Source organism: Robinsoniella sp. RHS (genome assembly GCF_001029355.1).
Taxonomy (GTDB): Bacteria; Bacillota; Clostridia; order Lachnospirales; family Lachnospiraceae; genus Robinsoniella; species Robinsoniella peoriensis.
Genome location: NZ_JNGB01000030.1, coordinates 18,871 through 42,822 on the forward strand (window position 1 = coordinate 18,871; position 23,952 = coordinate 42,822).

Here is a 23,952-nt window from a genome sequence, read left to right on the forward strand (position 1 = left end):
ATTCAAGGTTTTTTTTGTGTAAAATAAGAATAATAAACAATTTTATTATACATAAAATATAATAAGATATTTGATAAAAAATAATTGAAACTTAATAATTAATATGATACTATATATAATCAAATAGGATCTCTATAAAAACAATTCTTTTCGATCTAATATAAAAAAATTCCCAAAACAAATATAAAATTGAAGAAAGGTAAATAAAGAAAACGATGATAAATGGAGAAAATACATTTTCAGATTCTAATTCTGAAGCTGAAAAAATCCGGGGAGAAAACAATACGTATCATATTTATGATAAGATATTTAAAAGAATATTAACCTTGTCCAAGAAAGCAGTCATTCATTTGATTAATGGTTTATTTCAACAGAGTTATCCTCAAGACAGTGAAGTAGAATATAATTGGACGGAACATGTGGACAAAGACTTAAGAAAAACGATCGCAGATACAATTATTACTATTAATCATACAGACAGTTATCATCTGGAAGCCCAAATGTATCAGGATGAACAGATTGTCCTGCGAATGTTTGAATATGGTTACCACCATTCCATGAAGACCAGGCAATTTCAGGATACGATTATATTTCCAGAGCCCGTAATAATATACCTGGCGGATAATTATGATAAAATTCCGGACTATTATCTTCTGAATATAGAATTTAAAGGCCAGGGGAGCTTTTCGTACAAGGTTCCCACTATTAAATATTTATCGGAACAAATAGAAGAGATCAATCGCAATAAAATGATAATCTTAATCCCCTTTCAACTGCTGAGACTTCGAAAAGCATTAAAAAAAGAGCGTAGTGATGAAAATATTGAAGCGTTGAAAAAGTTAATAAAAACTGATATAATCGAAAGTATCATAGAGAATGAAAAGTTGGGTAATATAACCAAAGATGATGCAAGACGATTAAAACGTCTTACACTGCAGTTATACCATCATATCTACGACCGATATGAAGAACTGGAGGAAAGGGGTGTGTCAGAGATGGTAGAAGAGGCACTGGTATTAGATATTGATATTATTGAATATGAACATGAAAAAAAGATGGAGAGTTTAAGGAAAGAACTGGAAACGGAAATTAAAGAGAAAGAGTTGGAAATAGACAAAATTACCGAACAAAAAAACAAGGATTTAAAAGCCATGCGAATGTTGCTGGAACAAAAACCAAGAGAATATATTCTGAAAGAGACGGGTCTGTCTGATGAACAGCTAGAGGCATTAATCCAGGGGAAATAATATTCATAGATCTGCAACAGTGGGAAAGAACCTGAAAATACCGAAAAAGCTCTTGACATCTACAGTAAAAAATGTTATGTTGATTTTAGTTATACGACTGACGGAAGTGGAATTAACCACATGAAGTATAATGATAATGAGCCGACCGTCTGGGCAGAGAGCCCGGGTAGTAGGCTCTTTTTTATCAAATATTAACCATAGAGCAATTTATAAGCACGCTCTAGCATGAAAAGGAGTGTAACAGTGATGAAAGAATTCGAATTAAAGTACGGTTGTAACCCAAATCAGAAACCAGCTAAGATTTTTATGAAAGAGGGAGAACTCCCGATCAAGATTTTAAACGGCAGACCAGGGTACATAAATCTTATGGATGCTTTTAACAGCTGGCAGTTAGTAAAGGAATTAAAAGCTGCAACAGGAATGGTAGCAGCAGCTTCTTTCAAGCATGTCAGCCCGGCAGGAGCAGCCGTTGCAGAACCCCTTGATGAAACGATGAAAAAAATCTATTTTGTGGAAGGCTGTCCGTTAACAGAAGCTTCTACTGCATATATCCGTGCAAGAGGCGCAGACAGAATGTCTTCTTATGGAGATTTTGCAGCACTGTCAGATGAATGTGATGAAGCAACCGCATTATATATTAAACGAGAAGTATCCGATGGTATTATTGCACCTTCTTACTCTGAAAAAGCTTTAGAAATCCTGAAAGCGAAAAAGGGCGGAAATTATGTGGTTATCCAGATGGATCCTAACTACGTACCGGCTGTACAGGAAACAAAAGATATTTTTGGAATCACATTTGAGCAGGGAAGAAATAATATTGCGTTGAATGAAGAAATGCTTCAGAACATTCCGACTCAGGTAAAAGATATGCCGGCAGCAGCAAAAAGAGATTTATTGATATCACTGATTACTTTAAAATATACACAGTCCAATTCTGTTTGCTATGTAAAAGACGGACAGGCAATTGGCGTAGGTGCCGGACAGCAGTCCAGAGTACACTGTACCAGACTAGCAGGCAATAAAGCAGATGTATGGTATTTAAGACAGCACGCAAAAGTACTGAACCTTCCATTTAAAGAAGGTGTAAGAAGAGCTGACAGAGACAACGCTATTGATGTTTATGTATCAGACGATTACGATGATGTATTGCGTGATGGCATGTGGGAAGCAGTATTTTCTGTGAAACCGGAACCTTTGACAAAAGAAGAAAAAGTGGAATGGCTGAAGACAATGGACAATGTAGCACTGGGGTCTGATGCATTTTTCCCATTTGGTGATAATATTGAGAGAGCACATAAGAGCGGTGTTAAGTTTGTAGCGCAGGCCGGTGGTTCTGTAAGAGATGACAATGTAATTGACACCTGTGATAAATATGGCATTGCGATGGCAATGACAGGTATTCGTTTCTTCCATCACTAAGATAATAAATTTACCGTTGCTTTGGCAGATTAGTACATGCCGGAGCAGCGGTTTTTTTGCGTTTTATGTTGATTTATAAAAAAGTATTGCGATTTTTTCGTTATTCCATTAATATAATCTATATACGTTAATCATTGAGTATATATGGATAAATGAGGGAGCAAGTCAAAATCGTTGTTGAAAAGGAGGCAAAAGTATGAAGAAGAAATTGTGGAAACGGGGATGTGTTGTACTGGGAGGAGGAATTCTGGCTTTTAGTATGGCAGGATGCGGCAAGGTAACTTCAGAGACGCTTTTAAAATCCATGTCAGAGAATATGTCTAAAGAAGAAAATTATAAGCTGGATATGATAATGGATCTGCAGGCGGGCGGCAGTGTTCAGGGAATCACCCTGGATATTAAAATGAATATGGATATGGGCATGAAAGTAAATACCAATCCCCAGGTGATTTATGGTGAAGGGGCTATAACGTTAGATATGCTGGGGATGAATCAGGAAATGAATATGCAAATGTATACTGCCAAAGATGGGGATAATACCGTTTCCTACTCGAAATTAGATGAAGGTGAATGGCAGAAAGAAATCAGTGGAGATATTGATGAAATGATCAAATCTTATGATTTCGGAGAAGTTCAGAAATTAGCGGGAGATCTGGAACTGGAAGAGAATACACAAGACGTTGACGGAGTAGAATGTTATGCATTAAAAGGAACCTTAGACGGAGAAGCATTAGAAACAATGATTAAAGCAGCTCTTAGTATCATGGATGATTCCACGAAGTTAATGGGAGAAGCTGATTGGACGAAAATGGAACTTCCGGTTGAAATCTATATTTCCAAAAAAGAGAAAAAACCGGTTAAAATGAGTCTGGATATGAAATCCATGATGCTTGAGTCTATGAAAGGGTCGGATACCGGCGAAGTGGATGTAGAATTTAAATGTGATAAATGTACGTTTGATTTAAAGTTTGGATCTTTTGGAGAAGTTGAAAAAATAACAGTACCGGATGAAGTAATAAATTCAGCAGTTGAAAAAGAAGCGGATCCGGATACGGAAAAAGAAACGGATCTTGTTGCATAAGAGGATCAGAAAAATATAATACAACAAATAAAATGGACCAGGAGAAAAAGAATTGAAATCTTTCCCGGTCCATTTTGTTTTGCACAAAATGATTTGTGAACGGATGGATTTGTATGTAAATTATGCTGCGATATAAGGCTCCATGATCCGTTCTGCTAAAAAAGGATTGTTTGTATTAATAGCGAGCTTGAGAGACCGGTTGATATCCAGGCTGAATACCCCCAACAAAGATTTTGCATCAACCGTTGCCCGTCCGCAGATTAAGTCTGCATCACAGTCCAGTTGGTTGCATTTTTTTACAAATTCGTAGATGTCTTCAAAAGATTTCAGTTTAATGGTGTAGTTAACCATAGCGCCCTTCCTTTCTAAAATGTGAGTGTTTTTGTGTCTGTCAGCTGTGTTCTTTTCATTATCTTACTAAGATTCTGTCAACACAGCATGATACCTCCGTAAAGTATATGTAAAATATTTATGAAATATACCACTTTTAAGAAAAATTATGAAAAAAATAAAAATAAATTCATCTAGAGAAGAATTCTGGAAAATAATTGTAGAAAAAGTATCGTGTTGGTTTACTTTGCCACATAAAGTTAACGGCGCTTCGCTTGCTAATTGTTGTTGAAACATATACAATACGGATAACAAATGAAACGCTTTAGGTTAAGAAAGGTAAGGGAAAATTATGGTAAAGAATAATCAGGCAGCAGCGGTTTTAAAAATACAGGATTTAACGAAGATGTACGGTGATACAAAGAAAGCAGTTGACCACTTGAATCTGGAAGTAGAGGCGGGGGATATTTATGGATTTATCGGCCACAATGGAGCTGGAAAAACCACTACCATCCGTTCTGTTGTGGGAGTGATGGAGTTTAACAGCGGAGAAATATGGATAGGTGGGCATTCTGTGAAAGAGGAGCCTATACGGTGTAAAGAGATGACAGCTTATATTCCTGATAATCCGGATCTGTATGAATACCTGACAGGGATACAATATCTGAATTATATCGGTGACATGTTTCAGGTGCAGGGAGGGGATCGTGAGAAGAGAATCAGAAAATATGGAGATCTGTTAGGAATTACGAAGAATCTGGGAGATTTGATTTCTTCTTATTCTCATGGTATGAAACAGAAGCTGGCAATCATATCGGCTTTTATACATCAGCCACGATTGTTGGTGCTGGATGAGCCTTTTGTGGGTCTGGATCCTGAAGCAGCTTTTAACCTGAAGAAAATGATGCATGAATTATGCGATAACGGAGGTGCGATTTTCTTTTCTACCCATGTTCTGGAGGTGGCAGAAAAACTCTGTAATAAAATTGCAATTATTAAAGCAGGTAAACTAATTGCCAGCGGTAGGACAGAAGATGTCCGGGGCAACAGCAGCTTAGAAGAAGTATTTTTGGAGGTGGCAGCACATGACTAAATTTATGGGGCTATTGAGAGTGCAGATATTAGGAACGTTTGGAGTGAATAAGCTTCTGCATGCCAGAGATAAAAAGGAAAAAAGCAGAGCTGTCAAAGTTGTGATTGTGGCAGTTATTCTGATTTTACTGATGTTTGGATACAGTACGGGGCTGGCAATCGGATACCGGGTACTGGGGCTGACTGAGATGCTGCCGGGGATGATGCTGATGGCAGGTGCAATGGTGACAATTGTGCTTACCTTTACCGGAAGTACAGGCGTATTATTTGGCATGAAGGACTATGACATGGTGATGTCACTGCCGGTAAGCAGTGCATCTATTATATTAAGCAGGCTGCTTGGGGTATACATATTGAATCTTCTGGTAGGCTGTATTGCGCTTCTGCCTTCTATTATAGTATTTGGTGTGACAATGCACAGCAGTGTTGATGTCTGGCTAATGATGCTAATCGGTATATTTTTTGCACCGTTACTTCCAATGACACTTGCTTTGGCAGTGGGAGCACTGATTACAGCCATTGCATCCCGGTTCAAATACAAGAATATGGTAGTGATTATCCTGAGTATAGCTGCTACGATAGCTGTTATTGCCAGTTCATTCAGCCTGCAGGGAGGAACCGTCCAGTTGGTGGAGATCGGGACAATGTTATCCGATGCGATAAACCGTTTTTATCCGCCAGCCCGCATGTTTTCTAACGCACTGGTCCAGGGAAGCTGGATGGATTTTGTTCTGTTTTTAGCGCTATCGGTAATTCCGGCTGCTTTATTTGTAGCCCTGCTTGCTAAGTTTTATAAGAAAATAAATACAGCCATATTAAATCATCATACAAAAAGTAATTATAAAATAGGTGCTCTGAGTGTGCGTTCTCCATTTATGGCAGCATATAAAAGAGAACTTACAAAGTATACATCATGCAGTATTTATATCATGAATACTTCTATTACAGCAATACTGATGGTTGTAATGGGAATAACCCTGTTATTTATCAAACCGGATCAGATAGATAAAATGATGGAAATGCCGGGGTTATTTTCAAACTTACAAAAGTATGCACCTTTTGTTATGATATTAATTTCCTCACTGTGCTGTACCACATCTTCAACCATATCGCTGGAAGGAAAAAGCAGGTGGATCAACTGTACAATGCCGGTTAAAAACAGTTTAATTTACAATAGTAAAATTGCGTTAAACCTTACTGTGCTGCTACCGGCAATCATTGTAACGGGAATTTTATTTACCATAGCCTTTAAACCGGGGTTACTGAATGGGATCTTGATTTTCACAGTTCCTGCAGTGTATGCTTTTTACATTTCGGTATTAGGGCTTGCTATTAATTTAAGATATCCAAAATACGATTGGAATAATGAAGTTGAAGTTGTAAAACAGTCTATGTCAATGGGAATTACCATGGGTGTGGGAGCGTTGTCTGCATTTGTGCCCATCATAGCAGCAGTAATTTTTAACCAATATATAGAAATTGTTTTAATTGCCGCAACGATTATAACAGGAATCCTGACAATCGCACTTTATCGTAAAACGGTAAATACCGGGCTTTATGATTAACAGAGAATTTATCTGCATATTATCGGATCTTCGGAATAAAATGAAAGTGACTTAATATCCGGAGTCTGCCATGGACAAGAAACGTGAAAAACGTATTATACAAATAGAACTTATTATATTGATACTGCTAACAATTTTTGCCGTTTACAGAGGGGTACATAGTTCATTGTCGAACCACGCTGCAGCGGAAAATTTAAAGAGTACTGAAGATACGGGCGAGCAGGAAACAGGGCAAACGACCCGGGTTAGTGAGAAAGAGGAATCTTCCGCAGCAGAAACGGAAACAGAAAAGAAATTCATAAAATGGGTTGATTTTCATGTGACAAATGAGGCTATGCGGGCAGCTTACCAGCTTGATACAGAGAGTTACGGACAGGAGATACATCTGGACTGGGTAGACCTGCTGGCTTATCTGGGAACAAGATATGGTGGTGATTTCACACGATATAAAGAGAAAGATCTGCAGGAGTTAAAAGAAAAGCTGACCACTCAGGGACAGACTATGGAGGATTTGACAAAAGATCTAAAATATTATCCTTATTACCGGGAAGCATATGGAGCTGTTCTGGATGGCTGGGTTGGAGAATATGAGATTCAGGTAGAAAAAGACAATGCAGTGGTATGGGAAAAGAAATACGGATTGAAAGCATACCTGCCTATAGCGAAAGGGTATGAATATTCCGATTATGATGATTTTGGAACTTCGAGATCCTATGGATACAGCCGTCCTCATCTGGGGCATGACATGATGGGGCAGGTGGGTACACCGATTATTGCGGTAGAGTCGGGCTGCGTAGAAGCAATCGGGTGGAACCAGTATGGCGGATGGCGTCTGGGAATCCGAAGTTTTGATAAAAAGAGATATTACTATTATGCACATCTGAGAAAGAATTTCCCTTATAACAAGCAGTTGGAGGTGGGAAGTGTAGTGCAGGCAGGAGATGTAATCGGTTATCTTGGACGTACAGGGTACAGTGCTAATGAAAATGTGAATAATATTGATACCTCCCATCTTCACTGGGGACTGCAGCTGATATTTGATGAATCCCAAAAAGAAGGAAACGGAGAAATATGGGTTGACTGTTATCAGCTGACAAGGTTTCTCTATCAGAACAGGAGTCTTACGGAAAAGAATCTGGAGACAAAGGAATATCACAGAATCTATGATTTCAGGGATCCTGCAGTAGAGCAGTATCAAGAAACTTTGAAAAAAGGAGATTGACATAAGTCTGGAATACTGATATAATGAACGTTGTTCAAGATGGAGGTGAGCGTGTGAACCGTGTTGTAACTTCGAGAGAAGAGCTGATAAAAGCTGCGAAGGCAATTGTTTTTGAAGAAGGTGCCGATAAATTAAATATAAGGTATCTGGCTAAAAAATGCGGCATAGCCACGGGTTCCGTTTATAATTATTTTCCATCTAAGTCAGAACTGATATTTGCAGTAGTGGAAGAATTCTGGAAAACGGTATTTCATCAGGATGTATGTAAAATGCAGGGTGATATTTCGTTTGTAGAATTTTTTGAAACTGTTTATCTCAGGCTTTGTGCCAATCTCCAAGATTTCCGTTCGATTTTCATGAGCCAGTTTGAAGCAATGAAGAGTTCGGAAAAAGAAAAAGGCAGGATGGTGGAACAGAAGTATCTGGAACACGTACAAAACGGGTTTTTGATTGCTCTTGGGCAGGATAAAAAAATATCGGATGCTGTATGGACAGATACATTTACAAAAGAGAAATTCGTAGCATTTCTTTTTACCAATATGTTCTCTATGCTTACGGATGAAGAAAGAGACTGCAGTTATTTTAAAGAAGTCTTAAACAGGATTTTATATATTATCTGATCCACTTTTTGACACTTGAAAGAGTGGATTTTCTTAAAAGAAAAATGAACATCGTTCAGTAAAGACGTGTTCAAAATTTTTACACGAGAGGAGAAATGTACATGAAGAAAATGATAAATATTGCCTTTGGTTATGCGATTGCAGCAATGGCAGGAGGCGTCTTCTATCGGGAATTTACGAAGTTTAACGGTTTTGAGGGTCGCACATCCCTGGCATTCGTACATACCCATTTATTTTTACTTGGAATGGTAATGTTCCTGGTGACCGCATTGTTTGTGGGAAAATTAGAGGATTTATGCAGGTCCAGAAAATGGAAAGCATTTATGGTGATTTATAATATCGGCGTACCTTTAACAGCATTGATGCTTCTGATAAGAGGTGTGATACAGGTGCTTGGGATCAAAGGGTCAGCAGCACTGGATGCATCGATTTCGGGTATTGCCGGAATTGGACATATCCTGACAGGCGTGGGTATCGTTTTACTATTTTTATGTTTAAAGGAGTGTGCGGCTAAAAATGAAAAATAAATTTTTTCATATACCGAAGAAGTATCTGCTGCTGGCAGCTGGAATTGTCTGGTTTGCAGCAGGATTCAATATTATAAGAATTGGAATACTGGCTTCCGGCAGGCCCTGGAGCATTTGGGCGGTATTTTCTGCTTTACTGGTATTTGGCGTGTTTTATGGTTTTATTTTTCGACGGTTAATTGGAAAGCATACGGCGCGCATCCTTCGTTACGAAGGGGAACGGATGCATATCCTTCGATTTTTTGATTTAAAATCTTATTGTATTATGGCATTTATGATGACGTTTGGCATTCTGCTGCGGCGTGCAGATGTTTGGCCGGGACATTGTATACGGATGTTTTATACCGGCTTAGGTGCTTCTCTTGTTGCAGCGGGGATAGGGTTTTGTATTAAGTTTGGTACGGTGGAGAAATTAATGGAAGATAAATGTGAGAAAAGTCACGTATTCTAAAGTTTTATAGAGTTTGATATGAGGAATTATTCAGCTTCAGGACAGCAGTATATAAAAATACGTTTTTTTAACTGGATTCGGCGTAAACAGCGGATGACAGTCAAAAAAACGTATTTTTTATTTTAGAGTCAAAACCCAGGTCAAAAAAACGATTCTTTATGAAGATTCTGTTTATTCAAAATCCACTTTCAGAATGGTAAATTATAATTAACATGAAAGGACTGCGTATAACGGGCGGAAAAAGAGATTTCTTTTAGAAAATGATTATGATATGATGTTAATCGTGAAGGAAAGTATTGGGTATGCAGATTAGGGAACTGTCTGCGGGACGGGAGGAAGAAGACGAAATGTATCGTGTAATGGTAGCTGATGATGAACCTTTAATGAGAAAGGCCATGGTTTCTTTGACAAATTGGCATGAGTTAGGATGCGAGGTAGTATATACTGCTGAAAATGGACAACAGGTAATGGAAAATCTTAAGGAGATCAAGCCGGATATTTTAATTACAGATATTAAAATGCCTGGAAAAGACGGGATTGAAATCGCCAAATATATCTGGGAAGAAAAATTGCCTATAAAAATTATTTTACTGACCGCGTATGCTGATTTTTCCTATGCCCAGTCGGCAGTTAAATATAATGTAGTGGACTATGTGACGAAAACAGGTGCTTTTGATGGTCTGATCATGGCGATCAATAAGGCTAAAGATCTGATTAAAAAAGAGCAGACCAGCATATCCAGGGAAGATAAAGAAACGGTGTTGGAATATTTCCTGAAATCGGTATTTGACGGGTCAATTTATGATGAAGAAGAGATACGATCAAAGATGTCAGAACTAGGCATGAAACCGGAAAATTATCTGGTACTGCTCCTGCATTTCCGCCTCAATGAAGACATGACTACGGAGAAGAAAAGCAGGACGTATAAGAGCCTTTTAAACTTCTTTTCCATGGTGTTTGGGGAACAGATGTTAAGAGGGATTCCGGTTCAGCGGGATATGTATGCCATCGTAGTACAAAATGTGCCGGAAAATTATATGGATACCATATTAATGAAGGGACAGCAGATTACAGATATGATGGATAACTTTATGGGGCTGTATGTCAATATCGGAGTCAGTTCCAGGCAGCAGGAAGTTATTTATATGAAAAAAGCCTATGATCAGGCGGAGAGCGTTCTTGGAAACAGCTTTATCAGCGGAGACAGTAAGATTAGCTTTTATGAAAGGGACGGAGTGAATCCGGAAAAATATAGTGCAAAGGTGGATGAATTGATTGAACAGCTCTGCTTTCAGGTAAGCCAGGGCAATACGGAAGAGGTTCAGCTAAAATTCAAAGAAATCTTAAAAACGCAGAAATTGGAGTTGTGCGCAGCAAATACAATTAAAAATTCCGGAATTATTATACAGCAGAGATGCAGAAAAATCTTAGATTCCTTTGGTACAGATATTTATCAGATCACCGGCTATCGCGGAAGCATTACGGAGAAGATTCACCGGTGTTTTTATGCAGATGAGTATGAAAAAGTCATGCTGGAAATTCTGCAGGGTACCTCCTCTTATGTCTCAAACGCATCCAGTCATAAGAATACTATTGTTAATGAATGTGAGCGTTACATAGAAGAAAATTTCCATAAAGGAATAACGGTAACGGATATTGCCGAACACGTTGGTACCAGTATCAGTTACCTGAGCCGAATTTATAAAGAAGCAACAGGGGAAAAAATTCTGAACCGGTTAAATCAGATGCGGATAGAGAAAGCCAAGGATTATCTGAAAAATACAGACATGAAAATATATGAGATTGCAGATGCACTGGGCTTTGAAAATACCACTTATTTTTCATATTTCTTTAAAAAATATACTGGGGTTTCACCAAAAGACTTTAAATAGCGGGGAGGATCGGATGTTGAAGAAAAAAACAATGCTTTTGTTGTTTGTAGCGGCAGCATGCCTCCTGGGCGGGTGTTCAGAAAAAGAGGATGTTCAGGTTACGGATATCATTCTTATGCACGGATGGGGCGGAACACTTCCCACCCATGCCACAATGCAGGAAATCTATCAGGAATTCTCCGAACTAAATCCGGATATTAACCTGACCACCTACCCATCATCAGACAGCAGTATTGCGGTGGAAAAAGCAAATGATATGCTGGCTGTCGGAAAGATGCCGGATATTGTCAGTACGAATGGTTTGTCATATTATGTTTTTAATGCGGTAAAAAGGGGGATGGCGCTTGATTTAATGCCATTTATAGAAGAAGACCCGGAGCTGAAAGAGAGTATTCATCCCGCAGTTCTGGCTGGCTGGACCACGGAAGACGGGGCGCTGTATTCTATTCCGGATGCGCTGGAAATAGCAGGGTACTGGTATAATAAGAAATTTTTTGTGGAAGCGGGAATTGTGGATGAGTATGGAGCAGCGAAAACGCCGGACACCTGGGAGGAATTCCTGGCTGACTGTAAAATTTTAAATGCGTGGGGAAAACAGCAGAATCCTGATTTTGCCGCGGCAGCACTAGACAGTGTACAGCTGTCGGAAGATATTTTTCTGGCAAGAGTTGCGGGTGAAGGAGAAGAGGGCGTAGAGCTGGCGTCTAAACTGCCGGAGAATTTCAGCAGTAAGATAATTTTTCAATCTCTAAAGGATATCCGTAAGCTGGGTAAGGAGTCTAACTTTGTGTCCAGCATTGACAATGCAAGGCAGTATTTTCTGGATGGAAAGAGTGCGGTATACTTTAACGGAGTTTGGGATAGTGAGCTGCTTGGAAGCAGTTCCATAAAGGAAGATGTGGCATATGCCAATTACCCTACGAAAGATGGCAGAAGTGTTGCTTATATCTCACCTTCTTCCGGTTACGTGATTTATAAAAATGAGGATCCGAAAAAGCAGGAGGCCTGTATCCGATTCCTTAAATATATGCTGAGTGAAGAAGTTCAGAAAAAAATGGCAATGGAAACCGGACAGGCACCGTCTAATCCTAATGTAAGCGGAAATGAAATCAAAGAAGGCTATCCACTTTTGGGAGAAGCGTTGGAACTTGCTAATGATGCAGACATACACATTAAGGCAATCAGCCTGTCCTGGGGAAATGATGCGGTAGATGATCTGTCCCAGCGTTTATATGAGGAAGCACAAGGCAAAATAGGACCGGAGACAGTGGTCAATTATCTAAATCAATAACAGAGAATATAGGCGGAGGAAACGATGAAGGATAGAAAAACGAAACGTCATTCCCTAAGAGAGAAAATGATGGCATTAAATCTCAGCGTTACGCTGCTGTCCCTTATTTTCTGCGGGGTGGTATTCATCTGTTCGGTTTGGCTGATCGTGGGAAAGTATATAGAACATGATCTGGATTTTTTCCTGACCGAAACAAATAATAATCTCAATACGAAAACAGAATATCTGGAAAATATTATTTATGAAATCCGGGGTTCCGAAGAACTTATGGCATATCTGGATAAAGCAGGCAGGGCGGATCTGGACGATAAGGAACAGGAGAGGCTGCAAAATATTTATACCCGTACGGTAAATATCAGCAGTCAGAAAAACCTGGGCAATGGTAATGAACCGATTGTGGAAAAAGTGTATTTATTTGACAGTCAGGATGACTTTTTATTTACCGGTTACTATGCGATGGTGGAGTCAGAAGTACAAAAAAGCAGGGAAGAAGCAATCGGGGTATATAATAATTTCAGGAAACAACAGGAAAAACCGGGAGGCAGCGCAGATTACTGTTATTATCCGGGTCAGGAAGGCAGGGAGTACCTTGCATTTACCCTGTATGACCGGAATATGAAGGATCAGGGCAGTGTTATCTTTGAGATCCGCCTGGATGTTTTGGAAGGTATTATGAACCAGGTGGAGAATTATAAGGGAGCTTTCTGGATGTTATATGACCGGAGGGGCAATATAATCAGTGGTGAGAATTATAATATGGCTGGTGAGAAGTTAGGTGAGATCAATCAGTCATTTCAGACGGTACCATATGAGGACGTAATTGATAACACGGGGTTTCGCCTGTATACAGAAGATATGAGCATGTATCTGAGGGCTACCATAGGAATTCCGGAGGGACAAACTACCTACTTACTTTATGATTCCGTTAAAATTTATATTTTTATACTGGCTGTAATCTGTGTTGGAGTATTTGCCGCATTTGTAACGATTGTCTATCATCTGACAAAACCACTGAAAGAATTTACAGAAAAACTGCAGTCTGTAAAAGAAGGGGATTTTGAAACAAAACTTCCGGATTACAGTACAGAAGAATTCCATGAGATCAGCCTGGTATTCAATGAAATGACCGAATATGTAAATTATCTGATTAAACAGGTTTATGAGAAACAGCTATCGATTAAAGAAATGGAATTGAAATTTTTACAAACCCAGGTTAATCCCCATTTTATGTTTAACGTATTAAATACGATTGCACTGCAGGCAAGGATGGATCATAACGATGAGACCTATAAGATGATAACCTCATTTTCCCAGCTGATACAGGCGAAAATATATCGAAAAGATACGGAGAAGGTACAGATACGGCAGGAACTGGAGTATGTGGAATATTACCTGTATCTGCAGAGCTACCGTTATGGAGACAGACTTAATTATAATATTATTGTGGAAGATGAAGAAGTATTGGATATGTTTATTCCTAAGCTGTGTCTTCAGCTGATTGTAGAAAATGCGGTAGTACATGGGATTGAGCCTAAACTGGAACCGGGTTTTGTAGAAATCGTCATGTTTGAAAAGGACCGCAGTATCTATATTGAAATAAGTGATGACGGTGTGGGATTTGATCAGGAAGGGCAGGTAAGCCTTCCAATTAACAAAGAAGTGAAAGAAAAAGGACACAATCATGTGGGACTAAATAATGCCCATCATATCATACAGCTCACTTATGGTGAGAAATACGGAATCCATATTTTTTCTAAAAAAGGAGATGGGTCAAAGGTTACCGTACATATACCGTTTGATGAAGGAAACTGCACAGAATAATGTGCAGTTTTTTATGTGGAAAAGAACGCCTTTTATACATGGGAATGACGAAAAGGAATTAACTGGAATAATTCTAAAATTGTTATAAAAAAACAGACATTCTGTGTCGTAAACCGCGAAGTGTGTTATAATGACCTTACATGTCAGATGGCAGGATTATCCCACACTGAAAAGTGCGGGATGAAAGGATCTGAATTGGAAAAATGGCGCAGTGTAGGTGTTTTGGATTCACAGAGGAGGAATGATTATGAAGAAATGCAGAATTGGAATTATTGCAGATACCCATGGATTATTGAGACCGGAAGTTTTAGAAGTTCTGGAAATGTGTGATTATATCATACATGCAGGCGATATTAATAAGGCTGAAGTATTAGAGGAGTTAAAACGGATTGCTCCGGTATACGCAGTCCGCGGAAATAATGACAAAGCGCAGTGGGCGGAAGAATTGCCGGAGGAACTATATTTTGAAATCTCAGATATGAAATTCTATATGGTTCATAATAAAAAATCCATTCCGGAAAATCTTACGCATGTGGGCGCTGTAATAATTGGACATTCCCATAAGTATTTTTGTGAAGAAAAAGATGGAGTCCTGTGGCTCAATCCCGGCAGCTGTGGCAAACGCCGGTTTGATCAGCAGATTACCATGGCGGTTATGGAAATCCATGACGGCAGATATATGGTTGAAAAAATAGAGCTAAACCAGGAATTGCAGGAGGGGTAGGAATTTTTGACAAGTGAAATTCGAAATCCCTATCTGCGGCAAAGCCTGTATGAGACTGCCTTAAAAATAGGAAGCGGAGAACTTAGTCCGGATGAAGAAACACTGTTTCAATGGATCCGGTTCTGCACGGCTAAAAAATACCGTTATCTGTATGAATACCGTGAAATTACAAATCCATTATTGGAAAGAAAAGATGATGAAGATATCTGTTCCGGTGAAGAGCCACATGCAGTCTGCAGGATACTGGGGATTCAGACGGATCGATACCTAACCTGGGAGCGGGTAAATTTCCGGGAACAGAATTCTCAGCTGCTGCATGGGAACATGCAGGACAAGGGTAAAGAGCAGACAGCAGAAAAACGAAAAGGCAATGGGGGTATTTATGAAAATCTCATACACAGAGACTTCCGCCCCTTGACCCGGGGCGAAAAGTATAGTATTGGCATTGGCGTATACACTACGAAAATGGATGGGACCATATACCTTGCAGGCATTATAGATATGTATGATAAAAGTGCCGCCGGTGTCATGCTGGGCGGCTATCGTTCTGCAGAGCTTGCCGGAGCGGCAATGGATATGATTCTGGAATCGAAAAAATCAAATGCACCTATTCTTCATAGCAGTCAAAACCCCATTTATCGAACAAAAGATTATCATCAGGAGATAGAAGCCCGGGCGCTTACACCGTCCATGACATCTCCCGGAGAACGGGGCGGAAACGCTGTGATCAGCACTTTCTTCTCCCAGATAAAACGCAGAATGAAGGGATATCAGTTTGAGGATTGGCAGGATGCAGTGAACTGGATGGAAAATGACCTGTTATTACATAGAAAAGTTTGGATCAGGTAATATCTGTGAAAAGGAGACGATGATATGGCAGAAGACATCGATAGAAACCAAGAAGAAGAAATGGAACAAGCAGTTAAGATAGCGGTAAACAGCGGTTTTCACCACGCGGTATGGATAGACAGCAAAGAATTGATTTTCGATGCTGCCCTTCGTAAATACTGTGAAGAGAATCTCTGTGGAAATTATGGAAAGAACTATGCCTGTCCACCGGATTGCGGGACTGCGGTTGACATGGAAGAAAGAGTAAGAAAATATAAAAAGGCACTGGTTTTGCAGACGATAACCCAGGTTGAGGATATTATGGACAGCCAGGAGACAAAAGCTGTTAAAAAGCGCCACAACCAGAAGACACGGGAATTTGTTGCCAGAATGGAAGAGGACAGAAAGCAGGGACTTATTATTATGGCGGGACCCTGTTCTCTTTGCGCAAATTGTGGGATTCAGGAAGGTATGCCCTGCAGGTTCCCCAGGAAGATTGCATCCTGTTTGTCGGCTTACTGTATCAATGCACAGAAAATGGCAGAGAACTGCGGTTTGGAATACTGGTGCAAGGATAACCGGGTAGCATTTTTCAGCGTCTATCTGACGGAAGAAGCAGAAGAAATCAACGAAGGAAGTGAACTGCTATCTTTCTCAGATAAAATGCGGTGGTGAACAGGATGGAATATGAACTGATTTACAGTACCAGAAAAACCCTTGCCATTCAGCTTATGGAGGATGGCAATGTAGTGGTGCGGGCACCTAAAAGAGCCGGAAAGCATGCAATAGAGAAGTTTCTGAAAGAAAAAGAAGACTGGATACTGACAAAACAGCAGGAAATCCGGGAAGCTTCTGAAAATAGGAAAAGCAGACAGTTAACGGATGCCCAGAGGCTTAAGATGATCAATCTGGCAAAAGAAGTGTTTGGTGCAAAGACGGCGTACTTTGCCAGAATAATGGGTGTTTCATATGGAAGAATTACTATTCGGGAACAGAAGACCAGATGGGGAAGCTGCAGCTCAGCAGGGAATCTGAATTTTAACTGGAAACTTTTGCTGGCGCCGGAAGAAGTAGTGGATTATGTGGTGATACACGAACTTGCCCACCGGAGAGAGATGAATCATTCAGCACGGTTTTATGCGGTGGTAGCAGAGATCATGCCGGATTATAAAGTGTGGCAGCGGTGGTTGAAAGTGAATGGAAAGCGGTTATAGAATTTCATGAAGTTATCCGTAAAGAGCAGGTTTTGTCTAAATATATGACGTGGAGGTAATCGAAGTGGCGGTGACCGAAGCGACGGCAATTAGAGTGACGGCGATCGAAGTAACGGCGATCGAAATGGCGGCAATCGAAGTAACGGTGACCGAAGTAACGGCGATCGAAGTAACGGCGATCGAAGTAACGGAAATCGAAGTAACGGCGATCGAAATGGCAGAAACCAAAGTAACGGTGATCGAAATGGCAGCAACCAAAGTAACGGCGACAGAAGTAACAGCAATCGAAGTGACAGCAATCAAGATTAGGGTTAATGAGATCAGAAAGGGAGTTTTATATGAGAAGTGAGCAGGAGATGTACGAACTGATAGTAGGAGTTGCGAAAAATGATGACAGAATTCTGGGGGTTTATTTAAATGGGTCCAGAGCGAAATCTGATGCGCCAAGGGACTTATTTCAGGATTATGACATTGTGTATGTGGTAACAGAAACCGCATCTTTTTTAGAAGACAGGGAGTGGATTAAGGTATTCGGAGAACTCCGTATGGTACAGGAACCGGATAAGCTGGATAAAATGCTGGGGAGGCAGGTGGATTTTACCAGCTCATATGGATATCTTATGCTGTTTCAGGATGGAAACCGCATCGATTTGCATATACAGATTCTGGAAGCCGTTGAAACGGAAGAGTATTTTAAGGATTCTACAGTGATTCTCTGGGAGAAGGATGGCTGTTTAAGTAAAATCAATGATATCAAAAGGTACAGCTATCTGGTAAAATGCCCCCAGGAAGGGGATTATACTGCATGCTGCAACGATTTCTGGTGGTGTATGGCAAATGCTGCAAAGGGAATCTGGAGAGATGAATTACCCTATGCAAAAAACATGCTGGAGACAGTAATCCGGCCGAAGTTGGATCTCATGGTCGGCTGGTGGATCGGATGTCAAAATAATTTTGAGGTATCATCCGGGAAGATGGGGAAATATTTTAAACGCTATCTTACCGAAGAATACTGGAGACTCTACAGGCAGACCTATACGGATGCAGTTTATGAAAATATTTGGCTGGGAATATGGGCAGCCTGCAGCCTTTTTCGGGAACTGGCAAAAAGTGTTGGAGCACAATTGGGCTTTTTGTATCCAATGCAGGATGATGAAAATATGACGGAATATCTGGAAGCCGTAGAATCGCTTCCAGCGGATGCTGTGGATCTTCCGTTATAAAAATGAAACTACGAAGCAAAGGAATAGAGAATGAAACTAAAATATCTGGAATATTTTATCGTTATTGCAGAACAGAAGAGTTTGCATAAAGCGGCTGAGGTCTTGTTTAACTCTCAGCCTAATCTGACCAGGGCAATGCACAGCCTGGAAGAAGAAGTAGGGGCGGAATTGCTGATAAGATCTAATCAGGGGGTAGAATTGACACCTATAGGTGAAAGTTTATATTATTATGCCAAGTCTATCCTAACCCAGTTAGATGCTGTATCAGGTTTAAAGATGCTGAGTCAGGAAACGGTGCAGAGTAAATTAAATGTTGCCGTTGCCAGGATTATTTTTGCGGATGATTTAATGCTGCGCTTCTACGAGACGGTAAAGTCAAACCATACAACGATTAATTTATTTGAAACCACAGTAGAAGAGGTGATTAACAGTGTGGCTACAATACAGTCAGAAATAGGCATTGTTGCAATCAATACCTTCCAGTTTCCTATCTTTCGCAGATCGCTGGAATTAAAAGAAATGGAATACGAAGTTCTGGACAGGGGTCCAATCTATATACAGGTGAGCGAAGAAAGTCCACTGTTAAAACAGGAAAAAATATATGCAAGGGATTTGCTGGATTATAGTTACATTCACCTTCCATATGATTATTATGCTAATATAAATTTTGGATTAGATATGGGAGGTGTCCGTTTTTCAGATTTTAGGAAAACGATAACCATGAATAATTATCATGCGATCATACGAATGTTAAAGCACGCAGACGCCTTTATTTTCGGGAACAAATGGCAGATGGAAGAACTTGCAAAAGGCAGAATTGTCAGCAGGGAAATAGAAGATGTTACCGGTGAGATGCTGCTTATCTGGATAAAACGAAAAAAAGAAGTGATCTCAGGGAATGGTCGAAAATTCCTGCAACTATTCCGGGAATACTATGGGGATAAATCAGATACCCGCGATACCTAAAAAGCATCACAAGGTTATCCGGATTAAGTATTGGCATGATTTTGGATATGGCGGTATAATCTAGGCAGATAGTAAGAAATATCCAAGTCAGAGAGCCATAGCAGCATTAAATAAAGACATAGGAGTGGCAAATATGGCGGAAGAGAAGAAATTACCTAACGAAGAGGAACAATTATCAACCGAAGCGGCCAAGAGAGCGGCGGGCGAGACAGCTGCAAAGTCGGCGGGAAAAGCAGCCGGAAAGACAGCAGAAGAACTGGCGAAAGCACTTATCAGGCAAAAGATTATTATCGGAAGCCTGGCAGGCGTAATTGCTCTGGGCGGTGCAGGAGCAGCAATTGGTTATAATATGGGATGGTTTGGTAACAAACCAGCTTCCTCTCAGATGACAGAGTCGATAGCAGATGTATCTACAGAAAAGCAGCAGCCGGCATCTGCAGATGTTGATCCAAATGCAGGAGAGTGGGACGGGACAGTACCCCAGGCACCTAAAGGTGATCCAAATGCAGATTCCATAGCGATCCCGGGATATCCTCAGATCTATTTACCGGCTGGTAAGACTGAAGTAGATGTGGCATTTTCAAATCCGGAAGGAAACCCCTGTTATTTTACCTTTGAACTTGTATTAAAAGATACGGATGAAGTACTGTATACTTCAAAACAGGTTCCGCCGGGTGAGGCAATTACTCATATTACTTTAAACCGTGCGCTGGATGCGGGAGAATATCCGGCAGTATTAAAAATATCCACATTCCATATCGTAACCCAGTCCGGTATGAATGGTGCAAATGTGGAGACAACGCTGGAAGTGAAGTAAGGAGGCGTATAGGAGGGTGGTATTTAGACACAGATCCTGGAAGAAAGGTTTTCCTCTAATTCTGATCGCAGCCCTGATAACACAAACGTTTCCCATGAAAGTGGTTAGAGCCGAAGAGGCAGGCAGTTGTATCTGTTCCTGTGAACAGTGCAGCTGCGATAATGAGGAAAAAGAAGAAATAATAAGTGACGATCTTACAGAGGGTAATGAAATATGTGCTTGTAATGAAGCGGAATTAAATCAAGGTTGTGTCCGGTGTGGAGAAGGATGCACCTGCTGTCTCATGAATGTCGGGACAGAAAATTCGGTATGCAGCCATCAACACGATGGAACTTGCGGGTATGCAGAAGCGTTATCTGAGGTTCCCTGTGATATGGATTGCAAAGATACAGATGGTGATGGCATGATTAAACATTGCCAGGGATGTTCTTATATGCCTGCAGTTGAAGGAAAACCATGTATGCATGTACATGATGAATATTGTGGGTTTTATATGGAAGAAACAGTAATCCAGCCGGAAGAAATGACAGAAGAAGATACAGAAAATATGTCGGAACTTTCGACAGAGCAGGTTCTTAATGATGTGGAAGAGGTGACTGAGGATGAGAGGAAAACCATAGAAGAGACCAACGGGAATTCCAATACGGATTCAGAAGAGGAAACAGAAGCTGAAAAGTGTTTAGAGACCGAAAAATGTACGGAAAGTGACGTGCAGGAAGCTGGTAGTACAAAAGAAAAAAGTAAAGTGCCTGAAAAAGACAGCACCCAACAGGAGACAGAAGTACGGAATGAAGCAAAAGCTTTAAAGCCCAAAACAGACAAAGTCATAACGCAGGAATCAGATAGCGAAACAGAAAAGGAAAAGGGCGATGGCTCGTATGATATTCTATCGCCATACTATGCTATTAAAATTCCTTCGGAAGTGATGATCAATGAAAGCACGGACTTTAAGATTGGGACTTCTTTTATAAAAGATGTGGGAGATAAAAAAGCATATCTTGAGATAGATGGGGACTGGGCAGATGATGGAACAGATTGTTTTGTTCTGATGCGGGACGGCGATGAAGATACATCCTGTAAATATCAATTATATATAGAAGGAAAGTTGATACGTAAGGGAGATAATCGCATAGAATTGGATCAGACAAAGGATAGCCAGAAGGCTAGGATTGTATCAATGGATGATAAAGAGATCGTGCCGGCTGGGAAGTATAGTGGTGGTTTGAGATTTAATGTAGTCTATGAATAAATAATTGTAAAATATAGGAGGAATTTATCATGATGAAAAAAAGATTAGTGGCATTTGGGTTAGCTGGGGTTATGTTGATGGGGATGAGTATGAATGTGTTTGCGGAAAATACTAATGTGACTGAAAAAGATAATCAAAGTAAAGAATTAAATGTAAATTATGAGGTACCTGTTTCATATACAGTTTCAATACCAACAACATTAAAATTTAATAGCACAGCAGAGGATAATGATTTAATATTTAGCCCAAGTGTATTAATTTTAAATGATCAAGGGAAAGTTACAATAAAAAGTGATAAAACAGAGGTGGATTTATTATTAACAGATAATAATGCTGTCAAGTATACAGTTAGTTTAAAAAAGGATAATGGAACAGATAGTGTTGATCAAAGTGAAATTGCTTCTTTTACAAATACCAAGAAAGATTCCACAACGGTAAAAGTTAAGGGTAGTGATACAGCAGCAACTGTAGCTGGAGAGTATACAGGAAGTGTTAGTTTTACAATATCTTATAATAATGGTAAAACAGAATCATAATTATAAGAAATTTAATTAGTGTTTAGTGGAGCGTTGCAAAGTATATGAGTAATCATATATGGAGTTTCGCTCTAATTTTGTGTAGAAATTGACTTTATTTTTGACAAGTAATGGTGTTTTTTTTAAGTTCATATAACCTGATTTAATGTTTTCGTACATACCACTTCTAATGAAAGCCCTGTATTTGCTGTAAAAAAGTTACAACATTAAATGTTATTTGGCTGAAGATTATTATGGCAAACTCATCTAAGACATGAAATAAGTTTTTACAATTATGGATCATCAGGAATGCAGTGGCTATAACTAATATAGGACTTTGCTAAAATAACTAGAATTTTCATCAAAAAAATTCCCAAAAAACAACGTTACATATCCCCCAAAGTATGCTATACTATCATCGAAGATTCTACTCGGGTCAATGACCTGCTGGAAAGAAAAAATATAGCAGAGGTGCAAAGATGAAGAGAGTATTACTGAAACTCAGCGGCGAAGCGTTAGCCGGAAGTAAGAAGACAGGGTTTGATGAGCCTACCGTAACGGAAGTGGCGAATCAGGTAAAGCAATTAGTAGATGATGGTATTGAAGTTGGAATCGTAATTGGCGGTGGTAATTTCTGGAGGGGACGTTCCAGTGAGACGATTGACCGCACGAAGGCAGACCAGATTGGAATGCTGGCAACTGTTATGAATTGTATTTATGTTTCAGAAATTTTCCGTTCCGTTGGAATAATGACACAGATTTTAACGCCATTTGCATGTGGCTCTTTCACAAAACTGTTCTCGAAGGACCGTGTGAATAAATATTTTGAAAAAGGAGTTGTTTCTTTCTTTGCGGGAGGAACCGGACATCCTTATTTCTCAACCGATACTTCTACTGTACTCCGTGCCGTTGAAATTGAAGCAGATATGATTCTGCTTGCAAAGGCTGTTGACGGGGTTTATGACAGCGATCCAAAGGACAACCCGGATGCTAAGAAATACGACGAGATTTCTATCCAGGAAGTAATTGATCAGAAACTGGCTGTTGTGGACATGACGGCATCCATACTCTGTATGGAGAATAAAATGCCGATGCTGGTATTTGGCTTAAACGAAAAGGACAGCATTGTCAATGCCGCAAAAGGTAAGATTAACGGTACAAAAGTAACCGTATAATTTCAACTATAAAAATCAGGAGGAATGAAAAATGGATGAAAGAATTAAGTTATACGACACAAAAATGACAAAATCTTATGATAACCTGTTATCAGAGTTTGGAGCGATCAGAGCCGGACGTGCGAATCCACATGTATTGGATAAGATTAAGGTAGATTATTACGGAACCCCGACACCCCTTCAGCAGGTTGGTAATATTACCGTTCCGGAAGCCAGAATGATTCAGATTCAGCCTTGGGATGCAACTCTCGTTAAGGCGATTGAAAAAGCAATCATGACTTCTGATCTTGGAATTAACCCGAATAACGATGGTAAGATTATTCGCCTTGTATTTCCGGAATTAACAGAGGAACGCAGAAAAGAACTGGTTAAAGATGTGAAGAAAAAAGGCGAGGCTGCTAAGGTTGCAATCCGTAACATTCGTCGTGATGCAAACGATGCTTTTAAGAAAATGGCAAAAGAAGATGTATCTGAGGATGAGATCAAAGAATTAGAAGATAAGACTCAGAAAATGACGGACAAATACATCAAGGAAGTGGACAAGGCAGTAGAAGAAAAGTCCAAAGAAATCTTAACGGTTTAAGAAATTATTATAATTTTATAAATAATAGAAGGGGGCTTCTTGACAGTCCCCTTTTTTGTGATATGATGGAAAAAGGTCTATGAAATGGCAGTGTTTTGGC

At 39.8% G+C, this 23,952-nt stretch carries 25 protein-coding genes and 1 riboswitch; of the genes, 24 read left to right on the top strand and 1 reads right to left on the bottom strand.

Translation table 11 applies throughout. The annotated features are described in order from the left end of the window. Positions 1–215: 215 nt before the first annotated feature. The 3 genes from RHS_RS14460 to RHS_RS14470 all read left to right on the top strand — a co-directional run bounded on the left by RHS_RS14460 (position 216) and on the right by RHS_RS14470 (position 3,747). Entirely contained in the window at positions 216–1,247 is a 1,032-nt protein-coding gene (locus RHS_RS14460; RefSeq protein ID WP_242858431.1) for a hypothetical protein, read from the top strand. 83 nt (positions 1,248–1,330) lie between these two features. Continuing rightward, positions 1,331–1,409, top strand: a riboswitch (ZMP/ZTP riboswitch). A gap of 84 nt (positions 1,410–1,493) precedes the next feature. Further along, positions 1,494–2,666, top strand: a complete 1,173-nt coding sequence (locus RHS_RS14465) for a phosphoribosylaminoimidazolecarboxamide formyltransferase (RefSeq protein WP_197041657.1) — start codon at positions 1,494–1,496, stop codon at positions 2,664–2,666. A gap of 196 nt (positions 2,667–2,862) precedes the next feature. Next, on the top strand, positions 2,863–3,747 hold the full coding sequence (locus RHS_RS14470; RefSeq protein ID WP_047833576.1) for a DUF6612 family protein: 885 nt from the start codon (positions 2,863–2,865) through the stop codon (positions 3,745–3,747). Positions 3,748–3,867: 120 nt separating this feature from the next. Here RHS_RS14470 and RHS_RS14475 read toward each other — a convergent pair whose 3' ends face one another. Further along, complete coding sequence (locus RHS_RS14475; RefSeq protein ID WP_027293650.1) at positions 3,868–4,098, bottom strand: HPr family phosphocarrier protein; 231 nt, start codon at positions 4,096–4,098, stop codon at positions 3,868–3,870. Positions 4,099–4,429: 331 nt separating this feature from the next. On the opposite strand from RHS_RS14475, the gene RHS_RS14480 reads away from it, so the two are divergent. The 21 genes from RHS_RS14480 to frr all read left to right on the top strand — a co-directional run bounded on the left by RHS_RS14480 (position 4,430) and on the right by frr (position 23,852). Continuing rightward, entirely contained in the window at positions 4,430–5,170 is a 741-nt protein-coding gene (locus RHS_RS14480; RefSeq protein ID WP_047833577.1) for an ABC transporter ATP-binding protein, read from the top strand. Then, complete coding sequence (locus tag RHS_RS14485) at positions 5,163–6,734, top strand: hypothetical protein (RefSeq protein WP_047833578.1); 1,572 nt, start codon at positions 5,163–5,165, stop codon at positions 6,732–6,734. Before RHS_RS14480 ends, RHS_RS14485 begins: the two co-directional genes overlap by 8 nt. A gap of 70 nt (positions 6,735–6,804) precedes the next feature. Beyond that, on the top strand, positions 6,805–7,956 hold the full coding sequence (locus RHS_RS14490) for a M23 family metallopeptidase (RefSeq protein WP_047833579.1): 1,152 nt from the start codon (positions 6,805–6,807) through the stop codon (positions 7,954–7,956). Between the two features lie 53 nt (positions 7,957–8,009). Next, positions 8,010–8,576 carry a TetR/AcrR family transcriptional regulator gene (locus tag RHS_RS14495; RefSeq protein ID WP_047833629.1) on the top strand — a complete coding sequence of 189 codons (567 nt, stop codon included), beginning with the start codon at positions 8,010–8,012 and terminating at the stop codon, positions 8,574–8,576. A 101-nt stretch (positions 8,577–8,677) separates the two neighbouring features. Beyond that, on the top strand, positions 8,678–9,103 hold the full coding sequence (locus RHS_RS14500; protein ID WP_027293655.1) for a DUF2871 domain-containing protein: 426 nt from the start codon (positions 8,678–8,680) through the stop codon (positions 9,101–9,103). Continuing rightward, the gene (locus tag RHS_RS14505) at positions 9,093–9,554 is read left to right on the top strand and encodes a hypothetical protein (protein ID WP_044289303.1); all 462 of its coding nucleotides are present in this window, start codon (positions 9,093–9,095) and stop codon (positions 9,552–9,554) included. The genes RHS_RS14500 and RHS_RS14505 overlap by 11 nt, the downstream gene beginning before the upstream one ends. Positions 9,555–9,856: 302 nt before the next feature. Further along, the gene (locus RHS_RS14510) at positions 9,857–11,446 is read left to right on the top strand and encodes a response regulator (RefSeq protein WP_081998746.1); all 1,590 of its coding nucleotides are present in this window, start codon (positions 9,857–9,859) and stop codon (positions 11,444–11,446) included. A gap of 13 nt (positions 11,447–11,459) precedes the next feature. Further along, positions 11,460–12,737, top strand: a complete 1,278-nt coding sequence (locus RHS_RS14515; RefSeq protein WP_047833580.1) for an ABC transporter substrate-binding protein — start codon at positions 11,460–11,462, stop codon at positions 12,735–12,737. Positions 12,738–12,761: 24 nt separating this feature from the next. Then, a complete protein-coding gene (locus RHS_RS14520) occupies positions 12,762–14,558 on the top strand; it encodes a sensor histidine kinase (protein ID WP_027293657.1) in 1,797 nt (598 codons plus the stop codon). A 247-nt stretch (positions 14,559–14,805) separates the two neighbouring features. Continuing rightward, positions 14,806–15,282, top strand: coding sequence for a metallophosphoesterase family protein (locus tag RHS_RS14525; protein WP_044289305.1), 477 nt, complete (start codon positions 14,806–14,808; stop codon positions 15,280–15,282). A gap of 6 nt (positions 15,283–15,288) precedes the next feature. Then, positions 15,289–16,131, top strand: a complete 843-nt coding sequence (locus RHS_RS14530) for a hypothetical protein (RefSeq protein ID WP_027293659.1) — start codon at positions 15,289–15,291, stop codon at positions 16,129–16,131. Between the two features lie 24 nt (positions 16,132–16,155). Further along, on the top strand, positions 16,156–16,785 hold the full coding sequence (locus RHS_RS14535) for a DUF2284 domain-containing protein (RefSeq protein ID WP_395022455.1): 630 nt from the start codon (positions 16,156–16,158) through the stop codon (positions 16,783–16,785). Between the two features lie 5 nt (positions 16,786–16,790). Beyond that, positions 16,791–17,324, top strand: a complete 534-nt coding sequence (locus RHS_RS14540) for a M48 family metallopeptidase (RefSeq protein ID WP_044289306.1) — start codon at positions 16,791–16,793, stop codon at positions 17,322–17,324. Between the two features lie 94 nt (positions 17,325–17,418). Next, positions 17,419–17,673 carry a hypothetical protein gene (locus RHS_RS14545; RefSeq protein WP_395022457.1) on the top strand — a complete coding sequence of 85 codons (255 nt, stop codon included), beginning with the start codon at positions 17,419–17,421 and terminating at the stop codon, positions 17,671–17,673. Further along, a complete protein-coding gene (locus RHS_RS14550; protein ID WP_047833582.1) occupies positions 17,663–18,547 on the top strand; it encodes an aminoglycoside 6-adenylyltransferase in 885 nt (294 codons plus the stop codon). The genes RHS_RS14545 and RHS_RS14550 overlap by 11 nt, the downstream gene beginning before the upstream one ends. Positions 18,548–18,577: 30 nt before the next feature. Beyond that, positions 18,578–19,513: a LysR family transcriptional regulator gene (locus RHS_RS14555; RefSeq protein ID WP_044293005.1), complete on the top strand. Its 936-nt coding sequence runs from the start codon at positions 18,578–18,580 to the stop codon at positions 19,511–19,513. A 133-nt stretch (positions 19,514–19,646) separates the two neighbouring features. Then, positions 19,647–20,330, top strand: a complete 684-nt coding sequence (locus RHS_RS31070; protein ID WP_138002446.1) for a hypothetical protein — start codon at positions 19,647–19,649, stop codon at positions 20,328–20,330. Positions 20,331–20,346: 16 nt separating this feature from the next. Continuing rightward, positions 20,347–21,579, top strand: a complete 1,233-nt coding sequence (locus RHS_RS14565; protein ID WP_047833583.1) for a hypothetical protein — start codon at positions 20,347–20,349, stop codon at positions 21,577–21,579. Between the two features lie 29 nt (positions 21,580–21,608). After that, positions 21,609–22,115, top strand: coding sequence for a hypothetical protein (locus tag RHS_RS14570; protein WP_047833584.1), 507 nt, complete (start codon positions 21,609–21,611; stop codon positions 22,113–22,115). Positions 22,116–22,573: 458 nt separating this feature from the next. Beyond that, positions 22,574–23,269 carry a UMP kinase gene (gene pyrH / locus RHS_RS14575; RefSeq protein WP_027293666.1) on the top strand — a complete coding sequence of 232 codons (696 nt, stop codon included), beginning with the start codon at positions 22,574–22,576 and terminating at the stop codon, positions 23,267–23,269. A gap of 31 nt (positions 23,270–23,300) precedes the next feature. Continuing rightward, the gene (frr, locus tag RHS_RS14580) at positions 23,301–23,852 is read left to right on the top strand and encodes a ribosome recycling factor (protein WP_027293667.1); all 552 of its coding nucleotides are present in this window, start codon (positions 23,301–23,303) and stop codon (positions 23,850–23,852) included. Positions 23,853–23,952 lie beyond the last annotated feature (100 nt).